Source organism: Bradyrhizobium oligotrophicum S58 (assembly GCF_000344805.1).
GTDB lineage: Bacteria > Pseudomonadota > Alphaproteobacteria > Rhizobiales > Xanthobacteraceae > Bradyrhizobium > Bradyrhizobium oligotrophicum.
In genome coordinates, this window is sequence record NC_020453.1 from 3,219,171 (window position 1) to 3,232,399 (window position 13,229).

Sequence of the window (13,229 nt, forward strand, 5' to 3'; positions counted from 1 at the left end):
TCTCACATACTCTCGTTGAACACACGCCGGGTCGGCAAGGCCGCTCGCGGTTTCGCGCGCATGAAGCGCGGCAGGGATCTGAGACCGAGGTAGACTTCCGAAAACGCGTGAACGATACCCGGCAGGAGGTCGTCGCGGTCAGCGGCAAAATCGACGGCATGGCCCGCATGCTGTTTCATCCAGCCGTACCATTTGCGAAATTCCTGGTTCGATATGCGCGCGGTGAGCACCTGAGCGACAAGGATTGCCCGCAGAGTGAAGCGATCGCGAAAGACCGCCTGCCTGTCGTCTTGCGTCTGCGCCTTTGCGACTTCCAAGCACAGCGATGCGCTGTCACCGATCGCATCCAGGCAGGCGAGAAGTGGCAGCGGCATGCCGCGGCTGATGTCCATTCCAACCTGGCTGAACATGCGCGGGTTGAAGTCGATGATGGCCCAATGACCGTCGAACCAGACGAATTCGGCTTCGAACAGGCCGAAATAGCCGAGCTCGCGGCAGAGATGGCGAATGAGATCAGGCAGATGCTCGGGCGAGGGCTGTGACTCGAAGCAGACGCCCACGCCTACGGGCTGTGAGCGCTGAAACACCTTTCTTGCGGCTCGGGTCACGAACAGCTCGGTCGAGCGGTCGATGAAGCCGGTGATCGACAGGACGCCCTCGCTTCTCACGCGAACGAACTGCTGCAGGAGAGGCCGCTTGGCGTCGGGCAGCAGTGGAGTGTCGGTGACCCGTTCCTGCTCGCGATCGAGGAAACTGCGATATTGCCGGATCAGCTCCTCGGGTGAACTGACCACCACGCCTTTGTCGTTGCGAACGCGATGAACGTGGGTCCGCGGTTTTATCAGGATCGGAAACGGCAGGTTCGGCGCCAGTGCGGCGAGTTCTTCCAGGCTGGTCGGGTCCCAGCTCGGCAGCACCGCCAGCCCCGCGCTGATCGCCGCATCGGAGAAGAGCTTCTTGTCGAGGATACGCCGGAGGCTCGAAAGCGGCGGATGATATAAGCGGAAATGCGGCTGCAGCATTGCTGCGTTTTCCGCGTAGATCCACGCGGTCTCGTCCGAGGTGGGGAGCAGGATATGTCCGGGATTGGACCTGCCGATCGCGAGCAGCCGCTCGAGGAATCGCGGGCTGTCGCTCTCGGGCGGCGCCGAAAAGGTGCGTTTGGCGTAGCGCGACCAGGCTGCCGCGCCGAGGCGCTCGCTCGAGACGACATTGACGTCGAAGCCCCTCGCGCCGAGGCTGCGGACGGCCGCGATGGTGCCGCCGGCGCCTGCGGTCGCCAGAATGACGGAAAGTCCCTCACTCATGACGGCACCCCGTTGCGGCTTTGTCGTTCGGTCGACGCTGGCCTGAGCTTGTGTCGGAGTTGCCTGAAATACGGCTCGATGAAGCGTTCGAGCGCCGCGGCATAGATGATCGAGAGCAGCAACGTCAGCGGAAAAAGCAGATAGGGTTTGGCGGCGATGGCCGGGAGGTTCTTGTCGATCGCCCTGATGATCACATTGTGGATCAGGTAGATCGCGTAGGAATAGGTCCCGAGCGTCATCAGCCAGGAGCGATTGAGGTTTCGGAACAGGGGTGAATTAGAGAAGCGGACTGCGAAATAGAACAGCGGCATCAGGGCCAGGCCCTGGATGCTGTAACGGGCGGTCTCCCGAAACGTCGGGTCGCGGTAGAGCAGGGAGACCAGCAGCGCGGCTGCCGCGCCCAGCATCAGCGCCCATTGCGCTAATGACATCGCGCCGGACGTCGATCGCCGTCGCACAGGATTGATGACGAGCGCCAGGAGGCAGCCATAGGCAATCGAGTCGATGCGCGTATCCGAGCCGTAATAGGTGCGGTCAGGAAAGAAGCCGGGGGCGTGCACCAGATGGATGCGCCAGGCGAGAACGGCGAGACAGACGGCCCCGAGCACCGCGCCGATGGTGCGAGGGCGTAGCGCCGATCCCAGCAACAGGGTCATCAGCAGCGGATAGACGATGTAGAAATGCTCCTCGACCGCGAGCGACCACAGGATCCCGGTGCCGTCGGGGACCGTGTTGCCGGGATCGAAGAACAGGCCATAGTAGTTGGCGAAATACAGCAGTTGCGCCGCCAATCCCTTGGCAGTGATCCCGCCGTCGAGCAGGCCGGCTGAGGTAAGCCCATAGGCGATCGCCAATGTGAGCAGCAGGGGCGGCATCAGCCGGAACACGCGACGGGCGTAAAAGCGCGGGATGTCGAGGGTGCCGGTGCGCTCGTGCTCGGACAGCATGAGGGTCGAGATCAGAAAGCCGCTCAGGAAGAAGAAGATGGTGACGCCGAGGCCGCCGGGGATCAGCGTCTGCAGCCCGGAATGACCCAGGACGACGATCAGCACCGACAGCGCGCGAATGCCATCCAGCGACGGAATGACAGCGGATCCGCTGATCTGCGCGTGCGTCGGGAGAGCCGCCGCGCCGAACGTGGCGTTGTCATCGGAGATCCCGGCCGGCGAAGGTATCGAGGCGGCGCGGAATTGGCTGAACGCGAGAGTCTTGGCCATGGTGTCCAGAAAAATGGGTCGGAGATAAATTTCGGCTTGGCAAATGTTGCTTCGACACCGCCGTCATCGGCCGGGCGAAGATCACCTTGCGTCGGCGACGGGATGGCTGGCGCTCCACAGTTGAGCCCGCTCCGCATTGATCCGCGCCGTGGCGGCGCGTTTGCCGAGCCGCAGGCAGGTTTTCTGGTAGGTGCGGAGGAAGCGCCTGAACTCGAGATCGTCATAGCGCGGCAGGCCCTTCAGCCAGCTGCGGAAGTAGCCCCACAGCATCGCCGCGCTGCCGATCAGCGCGGGATAGGCGGGCAGGTGATAGACCGCCACCGCGAGATGATAGAGCGGCGACGTCCCCATGAAGTACTGGCCGAAGCCTTTGCGCAGACGTCCGGTCCAGATCCCGTTGTGGCTCGCACCCTGCGGCCGCAGATGGACGAAGCGCAGCGCTTCGGTATCGATGCTCTCGGCGATCCAGCCGAGCATGCGGCAGCGGTGGCAGTCGATGCCGTCCCACATCACCTGGCGCACGAAGCCACCGATCTCCTGGAAGCACGAAACACGGTAGAACTTGGTCATGCCGACCGACATCTCGTCGCCGCAGACCTCGGGCTCCAAGGCACCGGTCTGGGGATGGACGAACCACGGCTTGCCCGAGGTCGTCCCGACCCTTGGATCGGCCTCCATCCGTTCCATCAGTAGTTCGAAGTAGCGCGGGGGCAGGTCGAGGTCCATGTCGAGCTTGCAGAGATAGTCGAAATCCTCGAGCCGCACGGTGTCCATGCCGGCATAGAAGGCTTCGATCACACCAGGGCCGACCTTGCGCCCGCCGCGATCGGCGCGGCGCACGACGCGCAGATAGGGCAGCCGCTGGGCGTAGTCCTCGAGAATGGCCGGGGTCTCGTCGGTCGATCCGTCATCGACGACGATCCACAGCGCGGGCGGCACCGATTGCGCCGCCACGCTGTCGAGCGTCCGGCGGAGATATTGTGCCTCGTCCCGGCACGGCGAGATCAGCAGGTAGCGGCGCGATGGCGTCACGTATGAAATCCCTTTATGGAAGCACGGAACACCGGCGCATCCTTTTGGAACAGGTGGGCATGCCGGCGCCGTTGAATAAATTAAATCGTGATTTAATATTATGTTGCGGCCCGTGTCAAAATCATGGTGTTTTTAAATCTGCTGCCCAGCCGCACCGCGTCCCGTCCCGTCAATCGGGCCCGGTCCGCTCAACGAGACCAGCTTTACGGAGAGCATGCGCGTCGTGATCCCCAGCAAAACGCAAACGCCGCTTCTACCATGCCGTTCGGACTGGCTTCGAGCGACCGGCAAGCGGGGCCGCATCTGTCTTGCGGCGACGCTCGCCATGCTGATCGTTCATGGCCTCTCGGAGCCGCGCGCCGCGGCCGGCGAGACAGCCGTGCCGACCGGGGCGCCGGCATTGGCTGGCAGCCTGCTACCGGCAGAGCGAATGGTCGCGTGGAATCCCGGCCTGATGTCGGTGGGCGGGATTCCGAACCGCACCACCATCTATCGGACGCTGTCTCCGACCGGGAAGGACGACACCAGCGCGATCCAGGCCGCGCTGAGCAGTGCACCCGTTGGCCAGGTCGTGATGCTCGGGTCCGGCACCTTCATCGTCAATGAGCCGCTCTTGATCAATCGCCCGGTCACGCTGCGCGGCGCGGGCGCGGGCACGACGAGGCTGCTGAAGTCCAATGGCGCGCGTGCCAGAACGCCGGCAGTCATCGCCGGCACCAGCGGCATCCTGACGCCGGTCGATCCGAGCTCATACCGCTACGATCCCAAGCCGGTCATCATCGTCGGGCCCTCACGCTGGAACAATGGGCCTGACAGCAGCGCCTCGCAGAACCTGCTGGTGGACGGCGCTCAGGGGGCGACCACCATCAGACTGACCAATACAGCTGGCCTCAGGGCCGGCGACGTCGTGCTGTTGGACGAAGCCTCGGGCGCATCGTGGCAGGCGACGCCAGCGGGCTTCCCGGGGGCCGCGAAGGTCTGGCAAGGCGACCGCGTCGCCTGGAACATGCATGATCCCGTCCAGCCCGGCGACGACAATGGCGGTGCGAATGCCGAGGGCCCCTATGATCAGACACCCGGCGTGCTGCCGAAATCGATGACGTGGTTCGCGCGGCCCGACCGCGCCACCGCCGAGATCAAGGAGATCGCATCAGTTTCCGGCAGCGCCGTGACGTTCACCTCGCCGCTGACGATCAGCTATCGCATCAGTCACCAGGCGCAGCTTACGCCCTACAGCACCGATCCAAACAGCGGCGGCCACGCTGCGAACAATCTCGACATCCACATCGCCCATGCCGGCGTTGAAAACCTGAGCATCCTGGGTGGCGCGGATGGTGCGTTGAGGTTCGAGGCTGCGGCCTATTCCTGGGCCAAATCCATCGAAGTGACGCAGTGGCTCGGCGAGGGCGTGGCGATCGACAATTCGTTCCGGGTCGAGCTCCGCGACTCCCATATTCACGCGGGGTCATGGCCTCAGCCCGGCGGCGCCGGATACGCGATCAGCCTTGCCTGGGGCTCGTCGGAGGTGCTGATCGAAAACAACATCCTGGTCGACGTCTGCAAGAACATGGTGTTCCGTTCATCCGGCGCGGGCAGTGTCGTCGGCTACAACTATGTCGACGACTCGTTCGATTTCGACAATCCGGGCTGGGTCGAAGTCGGCATCAATGCCTCGCACATGGCCGGCTCCCACCACGTCCTGTTCGAAGGCAATCTGTCGCACAATGCCGACAGCGACTACACGCATGGCAACGCCATCTATCTGACCTTCTTCCGCAATCATTTGACGGGCCAGCGCCAGCGCCTCGACGACCGTTCAGGCATCCGCACGGCCGGTCTTGCGTATGGGTCGTGGTGGGACTCCTTCGTCGGCAACGTGCTCGGCCGCCCCGGGCGTATGCGTGGCTGGACCTACGATGATCCTTCGATGCGGAGCAATACGGCGCTCTGGGGGAGGGGCGGCGTCGGGAGTGTCTGGATGCTGGGTTACGATCCGGAGCGCTGGACGATGGCGCCCGATCCGAAGACATTGGCAACGGTGATCCGCGGCGGTAATTTCGACTATCTCACCAGCAAAACGGTCTGGGCCGACGGCCTGCCGGCACAGCCGCTGCCGCCGTCGCTTTATTTGAACGCCAAGCCCGGCTTCTTCGGCAACCTTCCCTGGCCTTGGGTGGATCCCACCGGTGACGCCAAGCTCCAAACGCTGCCCGCCAAGGCGAGGCTCGATGCGGGCACACCGTTCGCCGTCGCGCCTGGAGCAACCCAATAGGGCTGCTGTGAGCGAGGTCCTGACGTTCCGGCACGAGATCGTCAGAAACGGACGCCGAGCCGCGGCCTCCACGCCAATCGTGGGCGACCGGAACGAACCGGCATTCTAGGCACCGGCTGATGAGCGGGCACGGCTCGCTGCGACCGGCGCCAGTACCGCGCGGCCTCGACCGTCACCAGGACGAACACGACCCAGGAGACGTCGAAAGCGCGCAGCCACAAGGTTTCGAGGAAATTGTAGACCATGACGAACAGGGCGACGGACAACAGAATCCAGGCTCGCTTGGCGTCGTAGTTCATCACGCGCCCGATGACGTGAACGGTCGTCACGAGAAAGACGAGGAGCAGGCCGAGACCGACGTAGCCAAGTTCCAGAATCGCGTCGTAGTAGCCGTTGTGGGAGTTCGGCATCGCCTTCACCCAGCCGGGGGCTTCGGTGACGCTCGGAGCGTCCGCTCCGACCAGCCAGAAGCTCTGATAGCCCCATCCGAGAAGCGGCCTCTGCGCGATCTCCATCTCCGAGAACGCCCATATCGTCGTGCGGCCCGTGAAGCTGGAATCCCCGGTCAACAGATAGGCAATGCGGCCGGTGTTGAAGCCTGCGAGCTCGCCGAACACGACATAGCCCAGCACGATGGCCGCGAGGATCAGGACCGGAGCGAGCCGCAATGTCCTCGCGATCGCGAGCGTCAGGATCGCCAGGACGGGGGCGACGAGTGCGAGACCCAGCGCCGTCTTGGAGCTGGAGAGGAAGATCAGGACGACGGCTGCCACCGCCACGATGAGCCCGAGCGCACGACGGTAGCCGGGATACAGCATTTCGTGCACCGACAGCAGAAAGGCGATGGCGGCGAACTCGCCGAGCAGGTTCTTTCCCGAGAAATAGCCCTGATAGCCGATGTCCACCAATGCGGTGCCATATTGCGCGTAGGTCGCATAGCCGCCGGGGATCAGCAGGACGTTCAGGATCACGCCGGCCGCGAAGCAGAGGAACACGCCGCGCATGATGTTCGCCGTCGGGCTCGCCAGCAACGCGGGCAGCACTACGGCGGTGAGGACCATCGCTTCCTGGACGAAACGGACGAAGGCGAATTCGGGTTTCAACGCCCATACCACGCTGGCGCCGGCGAAACCGAAATACACGCAAAGGCCGACGATGTTCGGCGGCATGGAGAGCCTGCCGCCGCGACCTAGGCGTTGCGCCGCAACGACGATGGCGAGGACCGCCAATACCGGCCAGAAGATCCGGTTCTCGACGCGGCTCTCGAGCAGGCCTTGAAGCCCGGCGGACGGCGGGAAGGCGAAATAGATCAGCGGCTGAATGAGCGACGAATAGGCGAACGCCACGACCGGGATCAGCGCGCAGACGTCGAAGGTCCCCACGGCCCGCGGCCCGGCGGCCGTGAATGTCGTCGCTGGAATTCTGGGCATTCGCGCTCTACTTCTGAAAATCCGATTCCAACGTCTGGCGAGCCGGTCCGGAGCGCCGCGGTAAGGATGATATCCGGGCCGAAGATTAAATCAAAGCTTTGGGGCGCGCCAGACTTTGCTGCACGGCTGCCGAAAATATGTCTGTCATTCACAAATAAACCGTATTAAATAAATCAAATGATTTAAAATTAAATGATGATTTTCGCCGGGTCAGCCGGGCGCGGCCGGGATCTCCGCAAACCCCGGCCTCCTCGTGCGGACAGGGCAGATTGAGGGAGAGCGGTCGATGCTGACCACGCAGGAATTGCAGGAGGCCGGACGCTCCTATTATCGCGTGGACCGTTTCGGGACGGATCGCGACCGGCCCGACGTCGATACCGCAACGACGGACACCGCCGCCGTCGATGACCTCGACCGCGACGTCTACTGCGTCCTTGGAATACCGATCGATGCCATCGGCATGCGCGGCGTCCTGCGCCGCATCCGCGACGCCGCGCGGCGCAAGACACGTCTTCTGATCTCGACTCCCAATCTCAATTTCCTGGTCGCCAGTCAGTCGGACAGGAGCTTCAGGGACTCGCTGATCCTGAGCGACCTCTGTACCGTCGACGGCATGCCGGTGGTCTGGATCGCGCGGCTGATCGGAATTCCGATCAAGAGCCGCACCGCCGGCGCCGATATCTTCGATGCCCTGAAGGCGGACATCGGTTCTGCGAGCACCCTGAAGCTGTTTCTGTTCGGGGGACCGGAAGGTGGCGCCGAACGTGCCGCCCACAGGCTGAACAGCCAGCCGGGGGGATTGCACTGCGTCGGCTGGTCCAATCCGGGCTACTGCTCGGCCGAGGAGATGAGCCGGGACCACATCATCGAAGAGATCAACGCCAGCGGCGCGGACTTTCTGGTCGCCTCCTTGAGCAGCCAGAAGGGGCAGTCGTGGCTGCAGCGCAATCATCAGCGGCTCGAGATTCCGGTTCGCGCCCATCTGGGCGCTGCGCTCAATTTCCAGGCCGGCACGGTCAAGCGCGCGCCGCCGATCCTGCGCAGGCTGGGGCTGGAGTGGCTGTGGCGCATCAAGGAGGAGCCCTATCTCTGGCGCCGCTACTGGAACGACGGGACGGCGATGCTGCGGCTGCTGTTCACCCACGTGCTGCCATTCGTGTTCTGGACCTGGTGGATGCGGCGCACGCATGAGCGGGGGGAGGCCCTCACCATCACCCAGGACTATGGCTCGCGCACGGTCACGCTCAGTCTTTCAGGGCCGGCCGATGCACGGCACGTCGACAGGGCCATTCCGGTGTTCCGCGCCGCGACGGCTTCCCGCAAGCGCGTCACGCTCGATTTCTCCAATGTCTGCGCCATCGATGCGCGTTTTCTCGGATTGCTGCTGATGCTGAGGAAGCAATTGGAGGCCCAGGGCTGCGCCGGGACGTTCGTGGGCGTCTCGCCCCTGATGGCGCGAATATTCCGCATGGGCGGCCTGGATCTTCCATGAGCGCAGCGCGCGAATATCGTCCCTCTCGCCGCTGGTCCGATGATCCACGACATCCGGCTTCGGCGCGACGGGCTACCCTGCGCTCGATCGCTGCGGACCATCCTTCACGTGAGGAGTCGTCGCTGGAGGTCGAGCGTTGAGCGCGGTAGCCCAGACTCGGCGCGAGGTCCTGATCGACTTCTATCGAAGCTGCTCGATGCTGTTCGTGTTCTACCATCACACCGCGAACGTGTTTCCCGATTCCGTCGACCTGTTCACCAAATTCAATCCCTTCGCCGAGCTGTTCATCGTCATTTCGGGCTTCATGGTCGGCTACGTCTATCTGCACAAGGAGCAGCATGGAGAGCTCGTCGTCCGCGGGCTGAAAGTGCTCGCCGCCTATTTCGTCATCTCGGTGCCGGTCGCCATCGGCATGGCCGTCCTCGGCAAGAAGCGCGAGCCGGTCGGGGAGGCGATCTTCGACGTGCTGACGTTCCAATCCGAACCGACGGCCATCACGATCCTGAAATTCTACGGGTTGATGTTCCTGCTGCTGCCGCTGATCCTGCCGCTGTTCAAGCGGCACAGGGGGCTGATGCTCGCGCTCTCGGCAGCGATCTTCGTGCTCTGCACCTGGTTCGCCAACACCAGGGATCCTGCACTGGAGAATCCCGCCGCGATCCTGCTGCTGTTCTCGCTGCAGGCGCAGCTCTTTCTCATGCTGGGCACCTGGCTCGGCGACCTCCACCGCCGCAACCGCCTGATCGGCCCCCGGTTCTACGCGATCATGTTGGCGCTGTTCGTGTTTGGGCTGGTGCTGGACGGTTGCCTGGGATTTCCGAGCAATGGGGAGAAATATCCCTACCGGTTCGACAAGCTGGTCAACCTGCTTTGGACCTTGCCGCTGCTGCTGGCGCTGCTGTGGGCGTTGTTCGCGGCCACCCGGCAATGGGCGGCGGTCGCGCTGGTCCTCAATGTCGGCCAGAACTCGCTGATCGCGTTCCTGGGCTCGGAGGTCGTGCGCCAATCGGTGAAGCTGGCGCTCCTGCTCGGCGGCGTTCATCCCCAGGTCTATGGCCAGACCATGATGGGCCTGTTCGACGTCGTCCTGGTCACCGCGGTGCTCTGGCTCTACCGAGCGCATGGGCTGCAGCGGCATCCCGTGCTGCACCCGCTGGGCGGCCGATAGCGGTATTTTCCGCACCGCAGTGTTGCCCCGATGCGCTTGCTCAAATCCCCCCGAGCCGCTTAGCTCATCCCTAACCATTCGCCGCTAGCCTCTCGCCACGGCCCGAGGAGGCATGAAAACTGATGTGGGTGATCGCACTTCATTTTGGAGCCGGGGCTGTGGCCGGGGCGATCTTCAATGTTCGCACGCTGCTCGTGCTCGTCGCCGTGGTTTTCGTGGAATGCATCGCGGTGTCGGTCGCGAGCGGCCTGTCTGCTGCGCTCGTATCGGTCGGCGGCCTGGTCGCAGTCCAGCTGGGCTATCTCGCCGGCATCTATCTTCGCAGCGTTCTGGAGCGCGTCGGGATCGCGCATCCGTCCATCCGGCCAGAACATCAGCGCTGAGCTAAGCCCGGGATGATCGACGGCGCGCACCCACCGGCGCGCGCCGGATCATCTATTCCGCCATGACGCTGCCGTAGCGGGCATAATATTCGTGGTTGTAGTAGTCGCCGAAATGATGGGCGTAGCGCTTCAGCGCCTTCATGTCGGTCTTGTTGAGCACGACCCCGAGCAGCGTATCGTAGACGTTCGGCGCGGTGTTCAACGCGTGCTCGACCACGTCGGCCGGCGTCCGTCCCCATTCGACGACCAGAACGAAGCTGTCGAGCAGCGCCGAGATGGCGCGCGCGTCGACCACCGGCGCGAGCGGTGGAAGATCGACGATGATGTAGTCGTAGGTCTCACGCAGCTGCTCGAACAGCTTGCGCATCTCCTTGTTGGCGAGGATGTCGCTGGTGTCGTGCTGCGCCGCGCCCTTGCCCGGCAGGAAATGCAGGCGCGTCACCGGGTCGGTCCAGATCGTGTCCTCGAGCCGGCGCGCGCCGGAGACGACGTCGGCGATGCCGGAGCCGGCATCGGGGGCGAGCGTGGCGGAGAGGGACGGATTTCGCAGGTCGCAGTCGACCACGATGACCCGCTTGCCCGAACTGGCGATCAGCTGGGCGAGCGAGGCGGCGATGATCGACTTGCCCTCGTTGGGTAGCGCCGACGTCAGTCCGAACACCTTCCGCGACGCGCGACTCGGATCCTGGTCGATGGCCACTTTCAGCGAACGGATCGATTCCGCGAAGCGGGACGAGGGCATCGCCGATGCGGCCCAGCAGGTCCCCGTGCCCCGCGATACCATGCGCTGGCCGCCATCCGTGTCGGCCTTGTCGGCGACCCTGAGCGCAGCCTCCCTGGTGACCCTGTTCACCTCGCCATGTTTCAGCAGAGGCACGACCGACAGGCAGGGCAGGCGCAGGCGGTCTTCGACCTGGTCGGTCGTTCGAAAGCTGCGGTCCTTGACCTCCGCCAGCAGCCCCAGGCCGCCGCCCAATGCGAGGCCGCCGAACAGGCCGATCGCCAGCAGCACGATGGATTTCGGCTTGCTCTTCTTCTTCGGCGGAGTGGCGGCCGAAATGACCCGCGCCTTCGTAATCGGGAACGATCCCTGCTGGACCGAGCCCATGTAGCGCTGCAGAAAGGTGTCGTAGAGCGCGCGGTATCCCTTGGCGCTGGTCTCCAGCTCGCGGATGCTGACCTCGGCGGCCCTGGTGTCCTGAGACCGTGCCACCGCCTGCGCGAGCTGCTTTTCGACCTCCTGCTGCTGCTGCTTGGCCTCCGCGTAATCATGCTTGGCGACGTCGGCGAGTCGCCGCACCTCGTCGAGCATGGCCTGGCGGATGCTCTTCATCGCGGCGCGGATGTTGACGACGGCCAGATGGTCACTGCCGTATTTGGCGGAATACTCGTATTCCCGCTTCGCATTGTCGAGGTATTGCTGGCGCAGGCTGTTGATGATCGCCGTGCTGTTCGAATTGCTCAGCGAAAGCCCGTCGGGCGGATTGAGATTGCCGCTCAGCTCCGCGGGGGAAAAGTCCGAGATCGCGGCGATGCTGTCGATCGGCGTGTCGGCGTTGTTCGTGGCGAGCATGTCGTCGAACCGGCTGAGACGGGTCATCAGCGAGGCCGTATGCGTACGCGCGGCCACCAGGCGATTGGTGAGCTCGGTGACCTGCTGCTGGTCCATGAACTTGCCGTCGGCCGAGACGATGTTGTGCCGGCTCTTCAGCTCGTTCACCGCGCGCTCGGCCGCGGTCGCGTCATTGCCCAGATCCTGCAGACGCTCGTGCAGCCAGGCGGTGACGGTGCGGTGCTCGTTCGTCTCTGCTTTCAGCTGCTGATCGAAATATTCCTTGGCGATCGCATTGGCGATCATCGCGGCCCGTTTCGGGTCGCTGGCGCTGAAATCGACTTCGACGACGGTGCTGGTGCCGATCCTGAAAGCGGTCATTCGGCGCTGAAATTCGTCGAGGAGATCGTCCGTCGACGGCGCGCTCGGCTCCGGCGTGGAGCCGACGAGCCGGCGGATGGCGTCGGTTGCGGCTTGAAGCGGGCCGCCTTTGCCGTTGAAGTCCGGATCATCGGCAAGGTTCAGCTTGCCGATGACGGCTGTCGCGACCGACTTCGACTTCAGGATCTCGATCTGGGATTCCATGTCGAGCGGCGGATCGTCCTGGGTCGGCTGCGGCTGCACGGCCGGGGGCTTCGCGCTGCCGAGCATGATCTTCACGTCCGCCGAATAGGTCGGCGGCAGGACCTTCAGGATGGCGATGCTCGCCGCCACCGAAAGCACCGTGGCGATCGCAATCACCAGATAATGCCGGCGAAGAAATCCCAGCGCCGTGTTGAACGGACCGGGCCCGGTCCGTTGCCAACCATGGTCCTGCTGAGGATTATAGGCAACCGCGCTCACGTTGGGATTGTGCAGCATGTTTTTGAAGCTTCATCAGTTTCGCTTCGGACGTCGGAGCCGCCCGGGTGCCTGCTAAAACAAAGGTTTGTCGTCTGAGTCATTAAATGGTTTGATCGTGCCGCTTAAATTATTTATATTAAATCTAATTTTGGCGAGCAAGTGGCCGGAAATAATTAAATGTCGTCTGTGGCCAAAAGCATGCAGCGCGGCGCTGCCGGTGCATGGTTCGATCGTGCAGGCGGCTCGACCGACGCGGCCGCCGACGCTGGTATCGTGCGGGCGTATGGGACAAAATTAAATCGGGCGAACGGCCGGGGTGGATTGAATTTTGCAGTATGGTTATCGGTGGCGGGTTGAAGCCCTTCGGCCCGGGCGCTGCCGGGACGAAGCTTCGGGCGGACCGGGGAGCTTGACCTTCGATCGGTTCTCGCACGCTGATCCCCGCCGTTCATCCTTCGCCCCGGATCGTCTGCGCCTTCTGCGTCATGCCACTGCGGCCTCGCGGCGCCTGTCGCGTCCGAGCTGTGGCGGTC

General features: G+C 63.8%; 9 protein-coding genes. 4 read left to right on the plus strand and 5 right to left on the minus strand.

Annotation, left to right across the window (positions count from 1 at the left end; genetic code table 11):
* Nucleotides 1–2 precede the first annotated feature (2 nt).
* From S58_RS14025 to S58_RS14035, 3 genes are all read right to left on the minus strand, one after another.
* Nucleotides 3–1,307: a hypothetical protein gene (locus S58_RS14025; RefSeq protein ID WP_015665984.1), complete on the minus strand. Its 1,305-nt coding sequence runs from the start codon at nucleotides 1,305–1,307 to the stop codon at nucleotides 3–5.
* A complete protein-coding gene (locus tag S58_RS14030; RefSeq protein WP_015665985.1) occupies nucleotides 1,304–2,524 on the minus strand; it encodes an acyltransferase family protein in 1,221 nt (406 codons plus the stop codon). The genes S58_RS14025 and S58_RS14030 overlap by 4 nt, the downstream gene beginning before the upstream one ends.
* An 81-nt stretch (nucleotides 2,525–2,605) precedes the next feature.
* Complete coding sequence (locus tag S58_RS14035; RefSeq protein WP_015665986.1) at nucleotides 2,606–3,556, minus strand: glycosyltransferase; 951 nt, start codon at nucleotides 3,554–3,556, stop codon at nucleotides 2,606–2,608.
* A gap of 325 nt (nucleotides 3,557–3,881) precedes the next feature.
* Here S58_RS14035 and S58_RS14040 point away from each other — a divergent pair, with 325 nt between their 5' ends.
* Nucleotides 3,882–5,828, plus strand: a complete 1,947-nt coding sequence (locus S58_RS14040) for a right-handed parallel beta-helix repeat-containing protein (RefSeq protein ID WP_144058314.1) — start codon at nucleotides 3,882–3,884, stop codon at nucleotides 5,826–5,828.
* 41 nt (nucleotides 5,829–5,869) lie between these two features.
* Here the strand turns inward: S58_RS14040 and S58_RS14045 are convergent, their stop codons facing one another.
* Entirely contained in the window at nucleotides 5,870–7,258 is a 1,389-nt protein-coding gene (locus tag S58_RS14045; RefSeq protein ID WP_015665988.1) for an O-antigen ligase family protein, read from the minus strand.
* Between the two features lie 286 nt (nucleotides 7,259–7,544).
* On the opposite strand from S58_RS14045, the gene S58_RS14050 reads away from it, so the two are divergent.
* The 3 genes from S58_RS14050 to S58_RS14060 all read left to right on the plus strand — a co-directional run bounded on the left by S58_RS14050 (nucleotide 7,545) and on the right by S58_RS14060 (nucleotide 10,301).
* Nucleotides 7,545–8,750, plus strand: a complete 1,206-nt coding sequence (locus tag S58_RS14050; RefSeq protein ID WP_015665989.1) for a WecB/TagA/CpsF family glycosyltransferase — start codon at nucleotides 7,545–7,547, stop codon at nucleotides 8,748–8,750.
* Nucleotides 8,751–8,886: 136 nt separating this feature from the next.
* Nucleotides 8,887–9,918 carry an OpgC domain-containing protein gene (opgC, locus tag S58_RS14055; protein ID WP_083938583.1) on the plus strand — a complete coding sequence of 344 codons (1,032 nt, stop codon included), beginning with the start codon at nucleotides 8,887–8,889 and terminating at the stop codon, nucleotides 9,916–9,918.
* A gap of 122 nt (nucleotides 9,919–10,040) precedes the next feature.
* Nucleotides 10,041–10,301 carry a hypothetical protein gene (locus S58_RS14060; protein ID WP_015665991.1) on the plus strand — a complete coding sequence of 87 codons (261 nt, stop codon included), beginning with the start codon at nucleotides 10,041–10,043 and terminating at the stop codon, nucleotides 10,299–10,301.
* Nucleotides 10,302–10,353: 52 nt separating this feature from the next.
* Here S58_RS14060 and S58_RS14065 read toward each other — a convergent pair whose 3' ends face one another.
* A complete protein-coding gene (locus S58_RS14065; RefSeq protein WP_015665992.1) occupies nucleotides 10,354–12,714 on the minus strand; it encodes a polysaccharide biosynthesis tyrosine autokinase in 2,361 nt (786 codons plus the stop codon).
* Nucleotides 12,715–13,229: the final 515 nt, after the last annotated feature.

What these genes read in the sequence shown, in the direction of transcription:
- S58_RS14025 (WP_015665984.1), bottom strand. Translation starts at nt 1,307, where the DNA reads ATGAGTGAGGGACTTTCCGTCATTCTGGCGACCGCAGGCGCCGGCGGC.
- S58_RS14030 (WP_015665985.1), bottom strand. Translation starts at nt 2,524, where the DNA reads ATGGCCAAGACTCTCGCGTTCAGCCAATTCCGCGCCGCCTCGATACCT.
- S58_RS14040 (WP_144058314.1), top strand. Translation starts at nt 3,882, where the DNA reads ATGCTGATCGTTCATGGCCTCTCGGAGCCGCGCGCCGCGGCCGGCGAG.
- S58_RS14045 (WP_015665988.1), bottom strand. Translation starts at nt 7,258, where the DNA reads ATGCCCAGAATTCCAGCGACGACATTCACGGCCGCCGGGCCGCGGGCC.
- S58_RS14050 (WP_015665989.1), top strand. Translation starts at nt 7,545, where the DNA reads ATGCTGACCACGCAGGAATTGCAGGAGGCCGGACGCTCCTATTATCGC.
- S58_RS14060 (WP_015665991.1), top strand. Translation starts at nt 10,041, where the DNA reads ATGTGGGTGATCGCACTTCATTTTGGAGCCGGGGCTGTGGCCGGGGCG.
- S58_RS14065 (WP_015665992.1), bottom strand. Translation starts at nt 12,714, where the DNA reads ATGCTGCACAATCCCAACGTGAGCGCGGTTGCCTATAATCCTCAGCAG.